The sequence below is a fragment of the Kribbella sp. NPDC048837 genome, assembly GCF_055586945.1.
The window spans coordinates 362623-378984 of record NZ_JBVJHF010000006.1; the positions used below are offsets into that span (position 1 = coordinate 362623).

Genomic DNA, 16362 nt, shown 5'->3' on the forward strand with positions numbered 1-16362 from the left:
CTGAGCCATCAGGTCCTCGTCTCGAGATCGGTGGAGGCCTGGGCTTACAGCCACGGCCAGCGTACGGCATCAACCCTGGCGGTCCTAACAGCCCGGAACATGAGTGCTACTACCCGAATCGACGGGGGTCCAGTGCCCCACAGGACAGTGGACCTAACTCCACTGAGACCGATCCCACGCTGCGTCATGATGGATGACATGACCACCCTTGCCACCCAGGCGCCGCCGATGCGGTACCCCAAACTCGCCCAGCCGTGGATCGCGCTGTTCCTGGCCGTGCTGGCCGAGCTCGGGATCGCCTTCTTCGTGCTCAACGTGGTGGCCGTTCCGCTGATCGCGGTCTGGGTCGGGATCCCGATGCTGCTGGTGTTCGTCCCGGCGACCCGCTGGTTCGCGAACTGCCACCGGACCATGCTGGCCGGGTTCACCGGCGAGGCGATCCCGCGCCCGTACAAGAAGCCGCCGATGCCCGGCGTACTGATGTGGCTGCGGACCACGCTGACCGATCCGGCGACCTGGCGTGACATCGTCTGGCTGCTGGTGAACGCCGTGATCGGCTTCACGCTCTGCCTGCTGAGCGCCGTACTGTTCCTGGCCGCACTGTTCTACCTGGTCTATCCGCTGCTCGTCGGCGTCACCCCGGAGGGTGTCTTCACCGAGCCGTTCGGCGGGCTGTTCACGGTGAACTTCTGGACCAGCTTCCTGCTGATGCCGGTCGCGCTGGTCGCGTTCCTGATCTGGCTGGCCGCCGGCGAGCGGCTGCTGAAGGCGAACGCGTACATGGCCCGCTCGCTGCTCGGCCCGACCGAGAGCGCCAAGCTGGCGCTGCGGGTCCGCGAGCTGGCCGAGTCCCGCGCGGAGACCGTCGACACCCAGGCGGCCGAGCTGCGCCGGATCGAGCGGGACCTGCACGACGGCGCCCAGGCCCGGCTGGCCGCGCTGAGCATGAACCTGGGCATGGCCGAGGAAATGGTCGCCCGCGACCCGGCGCAGGCGGCGGCCCTGCTGACCGAGGCCCGCCTGTCGGCCAGTACAGCGCTGTCCGAGCTGCGCGACCTGGTCCGTGGCATCCACCCGCCGGTGCTCGCCGATCGCGGGCTGGACGGTGCGGTCAAGGCCCTCGCGCTGTCCTGCCCGTTCAAGGTCGACGTGACCTTCGACGTTCCCGGCCGCCCGCCCGCGCCGGTCGAGTCGGCGGCGTACTTCGCGGTGGCCGAATGTCTCGCCAACGCGGTCAAGTACTCGGCCGCGACGAACGCGTGGATCCAGATCACCCACGAGGACGAGAAGCTGCACATGATCGTCGGCGACGACGGCGTGGGCGGTGCGGTGATCCGGCCCGGTGGCGGTCTGTACGGTATCGAGCGGCGGCTGGCCGCCTTCGACGGTACGTTGACCGTGGTGAGCCCGAGCGCCGGGCCGACCACCGTGATCATGGAGCTGCCTTGCGAGTCCTCATCGCTGAAGACCACGCCCTCCTCCGGGACGGACTGATCCGCCTGCTGGAGGCGCACGACTTCGAGGTGGTCGAGGCAGTCGACAACGGTCCCCGGCTGGTGCCCGCCCTGGTGGAGCACCGGCCGGACGTGGCCGTCGTCGACGTCCGGCTGCCGCCGACGTTCACCGACGAGGGCCTGAAGGCCGCGATCGAGGCCCGCCGCCAGGTCCCCGGCCTGCCGATCCTGGTGCTCTCGCAGTACGTCGAGCAGCTGTACGCGCGGGAGCTCCTCACCGGAGGCGGTGGCGCGGTCGGCTACCTGCTCAAGGACCGCGTCTCCAACGTGGCCGACTTCCTCGATTCGGTACGCCGGGTGGCCGCCGGAGGGACCGCGATGGACCCGGACGTGATCGGCCAGCTCCTGGCGCGCAACACCCGGGACGAACCGATCAGCCGGCTCACCCCGCGCGAGGCCGAGGTCCTCGGACTGATGGCCGAAGGCCGCTCGAACGCCGCCATCGCCGGCGCCCTCTTCGTCACCGAGAAGGCCGTCAGCAAACACACCAACAACATCTTCGCCAAGCTCGACCTGCCCCCGTCCGAGGACGACAACCGCCGCGTGATGGCCGTCCTCACCTACCTGTCGTCCCGCTAGCCCGGTACTCCGTCGGGCTCAGCCCCGTGTGCAGGCGAAATCGCGTCGAGAAGTAGAGCGGGTCCGGATAGCCGACCTCCGCCGCGACCGAGGCCACCGGGCGGGTGGTGAGCTCGAGCAGCCGGCAGGCCGCGTCGAGGCGGCGGCGTTCGACGAACTGCTGCGGGCTGACACCGAGCTGCTCGCGGAACAGATGGGCGAACCTCGACACCGACAGGTTGACCGAGCGGGCCAGGCCGGCCAGGTCGAGCCGGGCCTTCAGGTCCTGGTCGATCAGCTCGATCACGCGCAGCAGGCGGTCGTCGATCCGGACCGCCTTCGGGTTCTGGGTGTCGCACCACAGCAGCGCGGCCTCGAGGGCGTTCGCGCTGAGCTGCTCGCCCTGGGTGAGAACGCTGCGCTGGTGCCGGACGGCGTCGCGGAGATGACCGGCGATCCGCTCGGCGGCACCGGTGGCCGGCCGGAGCAGAAGGGTGCCGGGGGCAACCTCCGGCCAGTCGAGCAGCGGCAGCCAGTCGGACTTCGGGTGCATGTGCGCGTAGAGGAAATGCCAGCGGCTCCCGACGGTGCCGTAGTCGTGCCTGGTCCGGGGCCGGACCAGGACGACCGTGCCGGGATCGGCGGCGACGTCGCCGAACCGTCCGGCGCCGTCGAGGGTCTGCACCAGCAGCCAGTCCGTCGTCCCGCGACGGCGATAGGTCGCGTACTCCGGCCCCTCGTCGAACTCACCGGTCTCCAGCCGGCGGACCCTCGGGTGGGGCGACTCAGCAGGATCTCGAAGGTTCACAGCTCGATAGGCTATCGCCGCTCCGGCCGCTGCACACCGATCCTTGAAGCATGACGATCACAGTCGCCGACATCTACCGGCGGGACGGCATCGTGCAGGTTCCGCAACTGCTCGACGCCGCCGAAATCGAGGAGCTCAAGTCGGTCTTCATGGAGCAGGTGGCCGTGGACCACTCGCTGGCCATCGACGACGGCGTACCCGACGACGACCCGCTGGCGCGGTTCCCGCGGTTCGTGCACCCGCATCGCCGGACCGACGTGCCCGCAGGTCGGCGCGCACTCGAGCTGATGCTGGACAGCCGGATCCTCGATGTCGTGACCGCGCTGATCGGCCCGGCCCTCGGCGCCCAGTCGATGTTCTACTTCAAGCCGCCGGGCGCCCGGGGCCAGGCGTTGCACCAGGACAACACGTTCCTGCGCGCGGATCCCGAGACCTGCCTGGCCGCCTGGATCGCGGTCGACGACGTGGACGCGGACAACGGCGGGCTGGCGGTCGTCCCTGGCTCGCACCGGACCGAGCTCGCCTGCCCCGAACCGGCCGACCTCACCGAGTCCTTCACGAACGCCGAGGTCCCGGTTCCGGACGGCCTGCACAGAGTCCAGACGAAGATGCGGGCCGGCGACGTGCTCTTCTTCCACGGCAGCGTCGTCCACGGCTCCCGGCCCAACACCACCGCGGACCGTTTCCGCCGCGCGCTGATCTTCCACTACATCCCGGAGGACAGCACCGAGATCGCCGCCTTCTACAACCCGCTCGTCCGGCCGGATCGCCGTACGGCGGTTCTCCCCGAGGCCATCGGCGGCGGCCCCTGCGGCGACTACGCCGACGCCGAGCCCTGAGGCCGCAACGAGATCTGAATCACGCCTGTCACAAACCACCGGGGATCCGGTGTCTTTAAGGCCATCTCTGACACGAAGGAGTGGCCATGACCGAGAAAACCGATGTCATCGTGATCGGCGGCGGATACGCCGGCGTGATGGCTGCCAACCGCCTGACCCAGCGTGACGACGTGCACGTGACCCTGATCAATCCGCGCCCGGCCTTTGTGGAACGGATCCGGCTCCACCAGCTCGTCGGCGGCTCCGACGACGCGCTGGTCGACTACCGGAGCATCCTGGCCGGCGGCGTCGAACTCGTGGTCGACACCGTCACCCGGATCGACGCGGCCGGCCGTCGGGTGACCTTGGCGAGCGGCGGCGACCTCGGCTACGACTACCTGATCTACGCCGTGGGCAGCGGCAGCGGGGACCCCACCGTGAGCGGCGCGGCGGAGTACGCCTACCCGATCTCCACGCTGGAGCAGGCACGGCGGCTCCAGCCGGTCGTCGACGCCGCGCCGGCATCGGCCGCGCTGACGGTGGTGGGCGCCGGCCCGACCGGTCTGGAAACCGCCTCCGAGCTGGCAGAACAGGGCCGTACAGTGACCCTGGTGTGCGGAAAGGTGCTCGGCCCGTACCTGCATCCGCGAGCCCGGCGCTCGGTCGCCCGGCGGCTCGCCAAGCTCGGTGTGACCGTGCTCCAAGGCTCCGGTACGACGGTGACGGGCGTGACCGCCGACGCGGTCCAGCTCGCCGACGGCCGCGAACTGCGCAGCGACGTGACGATCTGGACCGCGGGATTCAGCGTGCCGGATCTGGCTGCCCGCAGCGGGCTGACCACGGACGCCCTGGGACGGCTGATCACCGACGAGACGCTCACCAGCGTGGACGACGTACGCATCATCGCGGCCGGGGACTCGGGAGCACCCTCGGAGCTTCCGGTGCGGATGAGCTGCCAGTCCGCGATCCAGCTGGGCCCGCAGGCTGCCGAGACGGTGCTGAGCCGGATCGCCGGCCGGGAGCCTGCCAACTTCGACGTCGGTTTCTTCGGCGAGTGCATCAGCCTGGGACGCGGCGCCGGCGTGGTCCAGTACGCCAAGCGGGACGACACTCCGACCGGGGTGTACTACCTGGGCAGCCGATCCATGGCGATGCTCAAGGAAGGCGTGTGCAAGAGCACGGTCTGGCAGATGCGGCAGGAGGCGCGCAGACCCGGCATGCTCGATCTCTGGTTCAAGGATCGCCAACGCCGGAAGATGCTGAACACCAAGGCGGGCAAGGCGACCGTGGGCCGGGCGGCCTGAGGAGAGGGACGAGATGAGCGACCAGGCCAGCGACCCGGCGACCGAGACCTTCGTCGCTCATCGCAACCTGCTGTTCACCGTCGCCTACGAGATCCTCGGATCGGCGGCGGACGCGGAGGACGTACTGCAGGAGACCTGGCTGCGGTGGAGCAAGGTCGATCTGGACCAGGTCCGCGATCAGCGCGCGTACCTGATCCGGATCACCACCCGCCAGTCGCTCAACCGCCTGCGCACCCTGCAGCGGCGCCGGGAGGCGTACGTCGGTCCCTGGCTGCCCGAACCGCTGCTCACCTCACCGGACACGGCCGAGGACGTCGAGCTGGCCGAGAGCGTGTCGATGGCGATGATGCTCGTTCTCGAGACGCTGACTCCGACCGAGCGGGCGGTGTTCGTCCTGCGCGAGGCGTTCGGGATCAGCTACGACGACATCGCGGCGGCCGTCGACAAGAACCCGGCGGCCGTCCGCCAGATCGCGCACCGCGCCCGGCAGCACGTCGATGCCCGCCGCCCCCGCACGGTCGTCTCCGCCAACGAAGGGCGGGCGGCCTTCGAGGCCTTCCAGCGTGCGGTCGAAGCCAGCGATCTGCAGGCCCTGATGGACGTGCTCGCGCCCGACGTGGTCGCGGTCAGCGACGGCGGCGGGCTCAAACTGACCGCGCTGAAGCCGATCGTCGGCGTGGAGAAGGTGATCCGCCTGTTCGTCGGGAGCCTGCAGAAGATCGGCGGCACGCTCACCTCCGAACCGACGGTGATCAACGGAAGCCCGGCCCTGCTGTTCAGCTTCGACGGCGAGCTCGACGGCGTCGTCGCGCTGCGGATCGAGGACGGCCTCGTCACCGGCATCTACTACGTCCGCAACCCGGAGAAGCTGTCCCGCCTCGAGTCCGAAACCGCACTCACCCGGCGCTGAGGCGACCTCAGTTGCTGTAGTCGCGGAAGCCGCGCCCGGTCTTGCGACCGAGGTAGCCGGCCGTGACGAGGTGCTCGAGCAGCGGGGCCGGCGCGAAGCCGGGCTCGCGGAACTCGAGGTAGAGGGTGCGCTGGATCGCGAGCGACACGTCCAGGCCGACCACGTCGAGCAGCTCGAACGGACCCATCGGCAGCCGGCAGCCGAGCTTCATCGCGGCGTCGATGTCGTCGACGTTGGAGTAGTGCGCCTCCAGCATCCGGACCGCGTCGTTCAGGTACGGGAACAGCAGCGCGTTGACGATGAAGCCGGCCCGGTCGCCGCACCGGACCGGGTGCTTGCCCGCGGCAACGGCCAGGGCCGCGACCGAGTCGGCGACCTCGGGGGCCGTGCTCACTGTGCTGACTACTTCGACCAGCTTCATCACCGGCGCCGGGTTGAAGAAGTGCAGCCCGACCACGTCGGCCGGCCGCTTGGTCGCCATCGCCAGGTCGATCACCGGCAGGGACGACGTGGTGGTCGCCAGGATCGCGCCCGGCTTGCAGATCTCGTCGAAGGTCTCGAACAGCGCCTGCTTGACACTCAGCTCCTCGACCACGGCCTCGACCACCAGGTCGACACCGGCGAGGTCGTCGAGCTTCGCCGTACCGGTGATCCGGCGCAGCGCCGCGTCACGCTCGTCCGAGGACAGCTTGCCGCGCTGGACGCCCTTCTCCAGCGAGCGTTCCAGGCCGGCGCGGACCCGGTCGACCTTCTCGGTGCCGCGGGCGACGTAGAGAACGTCGTACCCGGCCTTGGCGCAGACCTCGATGATGCCGACGGCCATGGTGCCGGAGCCGACCACGCCGACCTGCTTGATCGGGCGGACCGCGGTCTGGTCGCCGTTCGGGCGCGGGGTGTGCTCGTCGTCCACGACGACCGGCGAGTCCGGCGCCTCGTAGGTGTAGAAACCGCGGCCGGTCTTGCGGCCGAGCAGGCCGGCGGTGACCATCTGCTTGAGGATCGGGGCCGGCGCGTGCAGCCGGTTGCGGCCCTGCTTGTACATCGTGTCGAGGATCTCGTACGCCGTGTCGAGGCCGATCAGGTCGAGCAGCGCCAGCGGGCCCATCGGGTAGCCGCAGCCGAGCCGCATCGCCGCGTCCACGTCCTCGCGGGTGGCGTACCTCGACTCGACCATCGAGACCGCGTGGTTCAGGTAGCCGAACAGCAGGGCGTTCGCGATGAAGCCGGCCCGGTCGGCCGCGACCACCGGGACCTTGTCGAGACGGCGGGCCAGCGCCAGCACGTCCTCGACCACGTCCGGCTCGGTGACGACGGTCTTGATCACCTCGACGAACTCCTGCACCGGCGCCGGGTTGAAGAAGTGCATGCCGACGACGCGGCGCGGACGCTGGGTGGCGACCGAGATCTCGGTCACCGAGAGGCTCGACGTGTTGGTCGCCAGGATGGCGTCCTCGCGGACCACCTTGTCCAGCTCGGCGAAGATCTCCCGCTTCAGCTCGAGCCGCTCGATCACCGCCTCGATCACCAGATCGCAGTCGGCGAGCGCGTCCATCGAGGTGGCGAACGTCACCCGGTCGAACAGCGCCTGCTGCTCGTCGACCGACAGCTTGCCGCGCTTCACCGCCCGGTCGGTCGAGTGCTGGATGTGCCCGCGGCCGCGCTCGGCGGCCTGCTCGTCACGCTCGACGCCGACCACGGTCAGCCCGTTGCGCGCGAACACCTCGGCGATCCCGGCGCCCATCGTGCCGAGACCCACCACACCCACTGTCTTCAGTTCCCGAGCCATGGAGCGAACTATGCCAGTCCGGCCACTGGTCCGCCCATGAGCTGAGTCACCCGCGAGGTCAACTTCACACACCCTCGTCGAAGACCGCCGGCGTCTCCAGCCACCCGTCCATGATCCAGTCCGGATCCGGCGCCGCCGCCAGCGCGGCCGCGATCGGCTTCGGCTTCAGCCGCCGTACGACGAGATCCCGCACGGGCAGCCAGACCGCGCGATAGCTGCCCCGCTCGGACTCCGCCGGGCTCGCCATCTCCGGCCCGTCGCCGGTGCCGAACTCACCGCCGATCAGCTCGGCCAGGAAGTAGTGCTGCGTGCTGTTGCCGAAGTGCACGACCGCGACGGGTCCGCGGATCTTCACCAGCACCCCGAGCTCCTCCTGCGCCTCGCGCCGCGCGGCCTCCGGTGGGCTCTCCCCCGGCTCGACCTGCCCGCCGGGCAGCACGTGGTAGGTCATGCCGTCCCGGACGCGCTCGATCGCCGCGACACCCTGACCCGACAGCAGGACGATCCCGGCCCGGATCATGCGCGCGCCGCCAGGACGGAGAACCATCCGCCGCCCTTGAGCTGGACCCGGCGCAGATCCTGGACCGTCCAGCCGGTGCTGGTGAGGAGGTCGCGCAGCGGCTCCTCCTGCCAGAGGACGAAGTGCCGAGGCAGATCGAGGTGCCGGTTCGACCACTCCTCGCCCTTGCCTTCCCGCGTACTGAAGGCCAGCAGTTTCGCCGCGCGGGCGGCCTTCCGCAGGACGTCGGCGAGCTGGGCCCGGTCGAAGTGCAGGAAGACGGCGTCGGCGAAGACCGCGTCGTACGGTCCGCCGAAGTCGTCGTGCAGGGCGTCGAGCCGGTCGGCGGCGTACCCGTCCGCGCGCATCATCTCGATGAACGCCGACGTCGCGTCGGTCCGGCGTACGACGAAGCCGCGGCGCTCGAGCTCGACGGCGTCCCGGCCGGTCCCGCTGCCGAGCTCCAGCACTCGCGCGCCCGGCGTGATCCGCTCCGCGAGCTGGCCGATCAGGTCGGTGTTCGGCTCCTTGGGGATCGACTCCCGGAACCTGTCCGCCGCCTGCTCGTACGTCGCCAGCGTGACCTCGTTGTCGCTCGGCACCCGGGACCACCCGTCCCCGGTGTGCTCGACGATCGCCGGGAGCCGGAGTCCGAGATCCAGCCCGAGGACGACCACGGTCTCCCCTCGATGCGAGTCCGCGATCGACTGCAACTCGTCGTCGGGACGGCGGACCAGCTCCGGTACGACGGTCAGCCGGACACCGAGGTGATCCGCGAGCCGCGCACCGGCGGCCGCCTCGAAGGGGCCGGCGTACACCTGGGCGATCCGCTCACCGACCGCCGGATCCTGCACATCCCCAGGCAGCAACAGAATCCGCGCGGGACACATGAGATTCATCCGCGGACGTACTCCAGCGCCTCGGCGGCGTAGTCCGGCCAGACCGCCGATTGAGCCAACGGGATCATCACCCACTCCTTCATCGGCCGGCCCATCCCCGGGTCGAACGGCTCGACGCCGGGCAGCGCGAGCGCCCTCTCCCGGGGCTCCGGCGGCAGCTTGAACGTCATCGCGTCGCCGAACATCCCGGCGAGCACCTTCTTGCCGACCTTGAGGCAGGGCATGCCGAACATGCTTCCCCGGATCACGCCGGCCGACTCCAGTCCCGCTGCGACCGCGTCGTACTCCGCGATCGCCTGGTCACTGACCTTCGGCATCATGCCGACCAGCCTCCCACTCCGGACGGCCAGGCGACATAGGTTCCGGGCCGGTTGTGGACTACGGTGCTTTCTCGTGCGCTTGGTGATTGCTACGTGTTCTGTGGACTACTCCGGCCGGCTCACGGCTCATCTGCCGATGGCCCCGCGGTTGCTGATGGTGAAGGCGGACGGCTCCGTGCTGATCCACGCCGACGGCGGGTCGTACAAGCCGCTCAACTGGATGTCGCCGCCGTGCAAGCTGACCGAGGACGACGGCGTCTGGAGCGTCACCAACAAGGCGGGTGAGGAGCTGCGGATCACCCTCGAGGAGGTGCACAGCGACACCGCCTACGAGCTCGGCACGGACCCCGGCCTGATCAAGGACGGCGTCGAGGCGCACCTGCAGGAACTGCTGGCCGAGCACGTCCACACCTTCGGCGAGGGCTGGACCCTGGTCCGCCGCGAGTACCCGACCGCGATCGGCCCGGTCGACCTGCTCTGCCGCGACGCCGACGGCAGGCACGTCGCGGTCGAGATCAAACGCCGCGGCGAGATCGACGGCGTCGAGCAGCTGACCCGGTACGTCGAACTCCTCAACCGCGACCCGCTCCTGGCCCCCGTCCGCGGCATCTTCGCCGCCCAGCTCATCAAGCCCCAGGCCAAGGTCCTCGCCACCGACCGGGGCCTCGAATGCCTCACCGTCGACTACGACGCCCTCCGAGGCATGGAATCCGACGTCCTCCGCCTGTTCTGACCTCTTGACCCGGCGCGGTGCCGGAGAGTTACTTAGCAACATGGCTAAGGAAACGGTGATCTGCACGTACCGCGTCCGGGCGGACGCGGAGAACCAGTTCCGCGAGCTGCTGGCGGAGCACTGGTCGACGCTCCGGGAGCTCGGCTTCGTCACCGAGGAGCGGTCGGTGGTGTTGCGGGACGTGGACGAGACGACGTACGTCGAGATCTTCACGTGGGTGGACGGCGGGTTCGCCCGGGCGCACGAGCATCCGGATGTGCTCATGCTGTGGGAGCGGATGGACCCGCTGCTCGAGGAGCGGGACGGGCGGCCGAAGTGGGAGTTTCCGCACTACCTGCCGCAGGATCTGTCGGCTTGACCAGCCGCGGCGGGCGGGAACTGGACGAGCTCGACCAGGTGTTCACCGCGCTGGCCCACCACTCCCGGCGGACGATCCTGCTGGTGCTGCACCTGCGTGGCGGGGAGATGACCTCGGGCGAGATCGCCGGCCGCTTCGACCACTCCTGGCCGACCATCACCCGGCACCTGCGCATCCTCGAGCAAGCCGGCCTCGTCCACGTCGCGACCCGCGGCCGCGAGCGGGTATACCAATTGGACTCCGGCCCCCTGTTCGGGGTCGGAGTCCAATGGCTCAACAGGTTCAGCAGGCGACCACCGCGTCCACGGTGAATCCCTGGGCTGTGACGGCGGGGTCGGTCAGGAGACGGACCGAGCCGGTCGGCGTGGTGATGCAGGGTGATGTGGCGCCGTTGCGGTCGGTGCCTGTGTAGCGGGCGAGTTCGTTCCCGTTGCCGTCGTACACGATGACGTAGTCGAAGTTCTTCTCCGTGTCGAGCAGGCTGAAGTGGAACGCGAACCCGCCGGTGCCGTTGTCGTAGGTCCACGTGCAGTCGCCGTTGTTGCCGTACGGGTGCGGTGAGCCGAACGGGATGGTCGCGTTCGGGTCACTCACGCACGGCGGAGGCGGCGGGGTGGCCGGCGTACAGCCGTCGTGGATGCCGACGGCCGCCCAGGTGGCGCTGACCGCTGCGCGGCTCGAGCCCGCGACCGCGACGGTGGCGTTGCGGGCGTCGCAGAAGTTCGCGAACTCGGGCAGGCTGGTGAAGCCGTCGTAGAAGACCTGCGCGGCCCTGGCGAGTCCGAGCGCGGGCACTGTGACGTCACAGTCGGCCGTGTGCGTGTGGCCGCTCAGGCTTCCGCCGCAGCCCGCGTTCTTCCCGCCGTTGACCGCCAGGTAGTAGGCGTGGTTCGGGATTCCGCTGTTGGAGTGCACGCCTCCGTTGTCCGCGGTGGTGACGATGAACTCGCTGTAGTGGTCCGGATCGGCGTCCTCCTGCGGGTCGCCCATGTTCCGGAACCCCGGCGCGAGATCGGGCGCCTTGTAGACGTCCTCAGCGATCAGCCAGTCGGGCGTTCCGGCCGGGTCGAGCCGGTTCTGTGCCGCGTAGAACTCGATCGTGTTGCCCATCATGTCGCTGAAGGACTCATTCAGCGCACCGGACTCGTTCTCGTAGATCAGGTTCGAGGTGAACTCGGTGACGCCGTGGGTGAGCTCGTGCCCGACCACGTCGAGGCCGCCGGACAGCGGGAGGCAGATCTTCCCGTCGCCGTCGCCGTACGTCATCTGCTCGCCGTTCCAGAACGCGTTGCAGTAGCGATTCGCGTAGTGCACGGTCGAGATGATCTTCATCCCGTGGTCGTCGATGCTGTTGCGATCGAAGGTGGCCGCGTAGAAGTCGTCGACCACGTTCGCGTAGTAGTGGGCGTCCACGCCGGGAGCCTGGCTGGGCGACAGCATCTTCGGGCTGTTGAAGGTCCAGTGGTCGTCGGCGTCGGTCATGATCGTGCCGGGCTGGACCGCCTTGTTGCCGGCGTCGTACGTCTCCTGGCGGCCGTCCGCGGACCGCAGGAAGAACGTGCTGCCGATCCGGATGGTCGAGAAGGTCTTCGGGTCGCCCTTCACGCCGGTCCCGTCTCCGTGCGCGACAGCGTCGTACTGCTTCTTGACGACGCCGGTGCCGGCGTCGACCCACTGCACCCAGCGCTGATCCGCCCGCTGGGACACGATCTGGTGGAAGAGCCGGCCGTCCTTCGGGTCGATGCGGAGTGTCGAGGTCCACTGACCGGCCGCGCCGACGCGCTTCGCCGCGATACCGCGGGCGCTCGCGGCCGACACCGCCACACTGTTCTTGGCCGTCAAGCCGGGGAAGTACGCGCCGATGACGGCGGTCGTCCGGCCGGCCGAGTCGGTCAGCACGGTCAACTGGCCGCCGACGACCTGTGCGCCGCCGACCACCTGCTGGTACCGGGTCTGGGCGCCACCACCCGCCCGCTGGGCGGTCCAGAGCTTGACCATTCCCGGCGGTACGGCGAAGGCGCGGGCCTCCGCTCCGGACAGCGCGATCGAGCCGCCGCGGAGCTGGGTCGTTGTCACTTGCCGGGCGGCTGCGGTGGTACCGCCGGCCGTGACGAGGGCGAGGGCCGCGATCGCGGCCAGGACGCGGATTCGGGACATGCGAAGGACCTCCCGAGCGGATGGGACATCGGGTGGGCCGGCCGATCCACGAGCCCGAGAGCCGGCCCGTACAGTGCCATTCGTACGCTCACGTGAATGGACCGGCAAGACGTGGCGCACGTCACCTGAGACTGACAAGGAAACCATATCTGCCCGATTTCGGGCAAAACCTTGGCGTTGAACCTCAAGTCACTGCAGAGTTGACGGGTGATCAGTGAGGCGGCGGTGGGGCCGGTGGACGAGCTGGCCGAGCAGGTCAGCCGGACGACGGGCCTGTCCGCGGACGACGCGCGGCGCGTGGTCGCCGACGTACTGGCGTATTTCACCGAGACGACCGAGGAGTACGTCCGGCGCCGGCACCGGGAACTGCAGACCTACGGTGCCCGCAACGACGAGATCTTCGCCCGCCTCGGCACCGAGCTCCGGCACTGGCCGGTCCGCTCACCCGAACTCTCCGCCCGGCAGCTGCGACGGATCGTCTACGGCTGACCGGGACAACAACCGACCTACGAAGGGCACCACTACATGTGCGGAATCGTCGGGTACGTCGGCACCAAGCCGGCCGCGCCCATCCTGGTGGACGGACTGGCCCGGCTGGAGTACCGCGGCTACGACTCGGCGGGTGTCGCCGTGCTCGGCTCGAGTGAGCTGAAGGTGCACAAGGACGCCGGCCGGGTGCGTGAGCTGGAGGCGTCGCTGCCGAAGCGGTTCGGCGGCAAGCTGGGGATCGGCCACACCCGATGGGCGACCCACGGTGGCCCGAGCAAGGACAACGCGCACCCGCACGCCAGCGGCAACGAGCGGATCGCCGTCGTCCACAACGGCATCTTCGACAACGCCGGCGCGCTCCGCGCCCAGCTCGAGGACGCGGGCGTCAAGCTCCGCTCGGAGACCGACACCGAGGTTCTCGCGCACCTGATCGAGCAGTCCGAGGGCGCCACCCTCGAGGAGAAGGTGATGGCCGCCCTGCGCCGGATCGAGGGCACCTACGGCATCGCCGTGATCGACCTGGACTTCCCGGACCGGATCGTGGTCGCCCGTAACGGCAGCCCGCTGATCCTCGGCATCGGCGACGGCGAGATGCACGTCGCCTCGGACGCGGCCGCGCTGATCCGCTACACCCGCCAGGTCGTCTACCTGGACGACGGCGAGATGGCGACCGTCCGCGCCGACGGCTACCGCACCTTCACCCAGGACGCCGCCCCCACCACCAAGACCGCCAAGACGGTCGAGTGGGAGGCCGACGAGTACGAGCGCGGCCTGCACGAGCACTTCATGATGAAGGAGATCCACGAGCAGCCGGACGCGGTCGGCCGGGCCATCCGCGGCCGCCTCGACGAGCGCTTCCACACCGTCCACCTCGGCGGCCTGAACATGGACGCCCGCGAGGCGCGCGAGATCAAGCGGGTCAAGATCCTCGGCTGCGGTTCGGCGTACTACGCCGGCCAGATGGGCGCGCAGTTCATCGAGGAGGTCGCCCGGATCCCCGCCGACGCCGAGCCGGCCTCGGAGTTCCGCTACCGCAACCCGGTGGTCGAGCGGGACACGCTGTACATCGCCGTCAGCCAGTCCGGCGAGACCCTGGACACCCTGGTCGCGGTGCAGGAGCTGAAGCGCAAGGGCGGCCGGGTCATCGGTCTGGTCAACGCGGTCGGTTCGAGCATCGCCCGTGAGGTCGACGGCGGTGTCTACCTGCACGCCGGCCCGGAGGTCTCGGTGGCCTCGACCAAGGCGCTGACCAACATGGCGGTCGCGTTCGCGATGCTCGGTATCCACCTGGGCCGGATCCGCGACGTCTCCCCCGCCGACGGCCGCCGGCTGATCGAGGGCCTGAAGAAGCTCCCCGAGCACATCCAGTCGATCGTCGCCCAGGAGGAGGAGCTGGCCAAGATCGCCGGCCGGCTGGCCCAGCACGAGAGCCTGTTCTTCGTCGGCCGGACCCGCGGCTACCCGGTCGCCCGCGAGGGTGCGCAGAAGCTGAAGGAGATCTCCTACCGGCACGCCGAGGCGTACCAGACCTCGGAGCTGAAGCACGGCCCGCTCGCGCTGATCTCGCCGGACGTGCCGAGCGTCGCGATCGTCCCGGACGACGAGCTGCTCGACCGCAACATCGGCGCCCTGCACGAGATCGGCGCTCGCTCGGGTCCGCTGTACGTCGTCACCCACCCGGGCGTCGAGGTCCCGGACGGGGTCGCGGCGAAGATCGTCGTACCGAAGAACGAGCCGGAGCTGGACCCGATCCTGCTCACGATCCCGCTGCAGATCATCGCGTACTACGCGGCCGTTGCCCTCGGCCACGACGTCGACAAGCCGCGGAACCTGGCCAAGTCCGTCACTGTCGAGTGACGGTCTGCTGACTCGACCGGTCCCCACCACGCTTGCTGTGGTGGGGATCTGTCGTTGCCGAGGCGCTCTGGGTGCCGGCCTTGGCCACACCGCCGAAGGCGAGCCGCGCGACCTCGCGCTCGGCGCCCAGGCCCTTGTACGGATGCAGGCCGTGCTCGTTCACCAGCCGCTTGCAGACCTCGACGCCGCGGACCGAGTTGCCCGCCGCGTCCAGGCGCGGGGAGAACGTCACGACGGCCAGCCGCTTCTCCGGGACGACCATCATCACGTTGCCGGAGACGCCGGACTTGGCCGGCAGCCCGACGTGGTCAGCGAACTGGCCGGAGTCGTTGTACATCCCGCTGTGGCCCATCACGGCCAGCACCCGGCCGGCGGTCTCCTGGGAGAACACCCGCTCACCCGAGTACGGCGCCACACCGCCGTTGGCGAGGGTCGCACCGGCGGCCGCGAGACGCTGGGCGTCCAGCTCGAGCGAGCAGACGGCGAAGTAGAACTCGGCCGCCTTCCGCGGTCCGTCCGGGTCCTTCGGGTCCACGTTCAGCATGTCCTGCGCGGCCATCAGGCTCGCCAGACCCCTGTTGCCGTGGCCGGTGTCGCGCTCGGCCAGGAAGGTCCGGTGGTCGAAGCCGGGCGGCGTCCCCATCATCCGGGCCCAGGTCTGCTCGACCTTGGCGAACCGCTCGGACACGTCCTGATCGGACTCCACCAGTGCGAGGGTCGCCATCGCGCCGGCGTTGATCATCGGGTTCTGCGGCTTGCCACGGGCGTCCAGTGACAGGCGCGGGTCGTTGAACGTCCCGCCGCTCTGCTCCTGCCCGACCCACCGATGCACGTCGGCCGCGCCGCGCTCCTCGAGCGCCATCGCGTAGCTGAACGGCTTCGACGTCGACTGCACGCTGAACCCGACGTTCGCGTCGCCGATCTGGAAGACCTGGCCGTCACCGGTACACACTGCGATGCCGAACCGGTCCGGGTCCGCGTTGCGCAGCGTCGGGATGTACTGCGCGACCTCGCCGGACCGCTCGTCCTGGAGGTCGGCGTAGATCCGCTCGATGCTCTGGGTGAACTCGGCGAACTCACTCGGCGGCATCGACAGCTGCCCCTGCAACGCCCGCCAGATCACCGGCTCGCGGACGACCGCCCGGAACTGCTCGAGCTCCAGCCACTCCGGCTGGCCGGGCTCGAACGGCGTACCGGAGTTCACCGACCAGTTCACCGCGCGTTCGACGCGTGGGTCGTCCGCGCGGAGACCTGCCTGCTTCAGCTCCTCGAGGAGCTTCCACTTCCAGACCACGTTCGCCCGGTCGGTGTCGAGCGAGCGGAACAGCGTCTCCACGTCGAATTCGGCCATG

At 69.6% G+C, this 16362-nt stretch carries 17 protein-coding genes; 10 read left to right on the top strand and 7 right to left on the bottom strand.

The genetic code is table 11. From position 1 onward, the window contains the following. Positions 1 to 198 precede the first annotated feature (198 nt). Complete coding sequence (locus ACZ6O0_RS28300; RefSeq protein WP_465768021.1) at positions 199 to 1494, top strand: sensor histidine kinase; 1296 nt, start codon at positions 199 to 201, stop codon at positions 1492 to 1494. Further along, positions 1446 to 2093, top strand: coding sequence for a response regulator (locus ACZ6O0_RS28305; RefSeq protein ID WP_465768022.1), 648 nt, complete (start codon positions 1446 to 1448; stop codon positions 2091 to 2093). The genes ACZ6O0_RS28300 and ACZ6O0_RS28305 overlap by 49 nt, the downstream gene beginning before the upstream one ends. Here ACZ6O0_RS28305 and ACZ6O0_RS28310 read toward each other — a convergent pair. Continuing rightward, positions 2071 to 2880, bottom strand: a complete 810-nt coding sequence (locus ACZ6O0_RS28310; RefSeq protein ID WP_465768023.1) for a helix-turn-helix domain-containing protein — start codon at positions 2878 to 2880, stop codon at positions 2071 to 2073. The two genes, ACZ6O0_RS28305 and ACZ6O0_RS28310, sit on opposite strands and share 23 nt — an antisense overlap. Positions 2881 to 2930: 50 nt before the next feature. On the opposite strand from ACZ6O0_RS28310, the gene ACZ6O0_RS28315 reads away from it, so the two are divergent. The 3 genes from ACZ6O0_RS28315 (at position 2931) to ACZ6O0_RS28325 (ending at position 5912) form a co-directional block, all read left to right on the top strand. Continuing rightward, positions 2931 to 3719 carry a phytanoyl-CoA dioxygenase family protein gene (locus ACZ6O0_RS28315; RefSeq protein ID WP_465768024.1) on the top strand — a complete coding sequence of 263 codons (789 nt, stop codon included), beginning with the start codon at positions 2931 to 2933 and terminating at the stop codon, positions 3717 to 3719. An 86-nt stretch (positions 3720 to 3805) separates the two neighbouring features. Further along, a complete protein-coding gene (locus ACZ6O0_RS28320; RefSeq protein WP_465768025.1) occupies positions 3806 to 5002 on the top strand; it encodes an NAD(P)/FAD-dependent oxidoreductase in 1197 nt (398 codons plus the stop codon). A gap of 13 nt (positions 5003 to 5015) precedes the next feature. Further along, a complete protein-coding gene (locus ACZ6O0_RS28325) occupies positions 5016 to 5912 on the top strand; it encodes an RNA polymerase sigma-70 factor (RefSeq protein ID WP_465768026.1) in 897 nt (298 codons plus the stop codon). 7 nt (positions 5913 to 5919) lie between these two features. On the opposite strand, the gene ACZ6O0_RS28330 is transcribed toward ACZ6O0_RS28325, so the two are convergent. The 4 genes from ACZ6O0_RS28330 to ACZ6O0_RS28345 form a co-directional block, all read right to left on the bottom strand. Next, positions 5920 to 7698 (bottom strand): 3-hydroxyacyl-CoA dehydrogenase family protein, encoded by a 1779-nt coding sequence (locus ACZ6O0_RS28330; RefSeq protein WP_465768027.1) that lies wholly within the window; start codon positions 7696 to 7698, stop codon positions 5920 to 5922. Positions 7699 to 7762: 64 nt separating this feature from the next. After that, entirely contained in the window at positions 7763 to 8245 is a 483-nt protein-coding gene (locus ACZ6O0_RS28335) for an NUDIX domain-containing protein (RefSeq protein ID WP_465768028.1), read from the bottom strand. Next, the gene (locus ACZ6O0_RS28340) at positions 8215 to 9096 is read right to left on the bottom strand and encodes a class I SAM-dependent methyltransferase (protein ID WP_465768029.1); all 882 of its coding nucleotides are present in this window, start codon (positions 9094 to 9096) and stop codon (positions 8215 to 8217) included. Before ACZ6O0_RS28340 ends, ACZ6O0_RS28335 begins: the two co-directional genes overlap by 31 nt. Further along, a complete protein-coding gene (locus tag ACZ6O0_RS28345; protein ID WP_465768030.1) occupies positions 9093 to 9416 on the bottom strand; it encodes a hypothetical protein in 324 nt (107 codons plus the stop codon). Before ACZ6O0_RS28345 ends, ACZ6O0_RS28340 begins: the two co-directional genes overlap by 4 nt. A 73-nt stretch (positions 9417 to 9489) precedes the next feature. On the opposite strand from ACZ6O0_RS28345, the gene nucS reads away from it, so the two are divergent. From nucS to ACZ6O0_RS28360, 3 genes are read left to right on the top strand one after another with little or no spacing between them, the layout of a single operon-like run. Beyond that, positions 9490 to 10149 (top strand): endonuclease NucS, encoded by a 660-nt coding sequence (gene nucS, locus ACZ6O0_RS28350; RefSeq protein ID WP_465768031.1) that lies wholly within the window; start codon positions 9490 to 9492, stop codon positions 10147 to 10149. A 40-nt stretch (positions 10150 to 10189) separates the two neighbouring features. Beyond that, on the top strand, positions 10190 to 10507 hold the full coding sequence (locus tag ACZ6O0_RS28355; RefSeq protein ID WP_465768032.1) for a hypothetical protein: 318 nt from the start codon (positions 10190 to 10192) through the stop codon (positions 10505 to 10507). Then, a complete protein-coding gene (locus tag ACZ6O0_RS28360) occupies positions 10504 to 10818 on the top strand; it encodes an ArsR/SmtB family transcription factor (protein ID WP_465768033.1) in 315 nt (104 codons plus the stop codon). The genes ACZ6O0_RS28355 and ACZ6O0_RS28360 overlap by 4 nt, the downstream gene beginning before the upstream one ends. Here the strand turns inward: ACZ6O0_RS28360 and ACZ6O0_RS28365 are convergent. Beyond that, on the bottom strand, positions 10790 to 12664 hold the full coding sequence (locus ACZ6O0_RS28365; RefSeq protein ID WP_465768034.1) for a M4 family metallopeptidase: 1875 nt from the start codon (positions 12662 to 12664) through the stop codon (positions 10790 to 10792). The genes ACZ6O0_RS28360 and ACZ6O0_RS28365 overlap by 29 nt on opposite strands. A gap of 207 nt (positions 12665 to 12871) precedes the next feature. Between ACZ6O0_RS28365 and ACZ6O0_RS28370 the strand changes: the two genes are divergently transcribed. Both ACZ6O0_RS28370 and glmS read left to right on the top strand, forming a co-directional pair. Then, a complete protein-coding gene (locus ACZ6O0_RS28370; RefSeq protein WP_442914021.1) occupies positions 12872 to 13153 on the top strand; it encodes a hypothetical protein in 282 nt (93 codons plus the stop codon). Between the two features lie 36 nt (positions 13154 to 13189). Next, a complete protein-coding gene (gene glmS / locus ACZ6O0_RS28375; protein ID WP_329480004.1) occupies positions 13190 to 15010 on the top strand; it encodes a glutamine--fructose-6-phosphate transaminase (isomerizing) in 1821 nt (606 codons plus the stop codon). On the opposite strand, the gene glsA is transcribed toward glmS, so the two are convergent. Then, complete coding sequence (gene glsA / locus ACZ6O0_RS28380; protein ID WP_465768035.1) at positions 14997 to 16361, bottom strand: glutaminase A; 1365 nt, start codon at positions 16359 to 16361, stop codon at positions 14997 to 14999. The genes glmS and glsA overlap by 14 nt on opposite strands. Between the last annotated feature and the right edge of the window lies 1 nt (position 16362).

Bases quoted from the DNA above. Each gene is read 5' to 3' on its own strand.
- ACZ6O0_RS28340 (WP_465768029.1), bottom strand. From the start codon at position 9,096: ATGAATCTCATGTGTCCCGCGCGGATTCTGTTGCTGCCTGGGGATGTG.
- ACZ6O0_RS28300 (WP_465768021.1), top strand. From the start codon at position 199: ATGACCACCCTTGCCACCCAGGCGCCGCCGATGCGGTACCCCAAACTC.
- ACZ6O0_RS28345 (WP_465768030.1), bottom strand. From the start codon at position 9,416: ATGATGCCGAAGGTCAGTGACCAGGCGATCGCGGAGTACGACGCGGTC.
- ACZ6O0_RS28320 (WP_465768025.1), top strand. From the start codon at position 3,806: ATGACCGAGAAAACCGATGTCATCGTGATCGGCGGCGGATACGCCGGC.
- ACZ6O0_RS28335 (WP_465768028.1), bottom strand. From the start codon at position 8,245: ATGGTTCTCCGTCCTGGCGGCGCGCGCATGATCCGGGCCGGGATCGTC.
- ACZ6O0_RS28330 (WP_465768027.1), bottom strand. From the start codon at position 7,698: ATGGCTCGGGAACTGAAGACAGTGGGTGTGGTGGGTCTCGGCACGATG.
- ACZ6O0_RS28355 (WP_465768032.1), top strand. From the start codon at position 10,190: ATGGCTAAGGAAACGGTGATCTGCACGTACCGCGTCCGGGCGGACGCG.
- glmS (WP_329480004.1), top strand. From the start codon at position 13,190: ATGTGCGGAATCGTCGGGTACGTCGGCACCAAGCCGGCCGCGCCCATC.
- ACZ6O0_RS28315 (WP_465768024.1), top strand. From the start codon at position 2,931: ATGACGATCACAGTCGCCGACATCTACCGGCGGGACGGCATCGTGCAG.
- ACZ6O0_RS28325 (WP_465768026.1), top strand. From the start codon at position 5,016: ATGAGCGACCAGGCCAGCGACCCGGCGACCGAGACCTTCGTCGCTCAT.
- ACZ6O0_RS28365 (WP_465768034.1), bottom strand. From the start codon at position 12,664: ATGTCCCGAATCCGCGTCCTGGCCGCGATCGCGGCCCTCGCCCTCGTC.
- glsA (WP_465768035.1), bottom strand. From the start codon at position 16,361: ATGGCCGAATTCGACGTGGAGACGCTGTTCCGCTCGCTCGACACCGAC.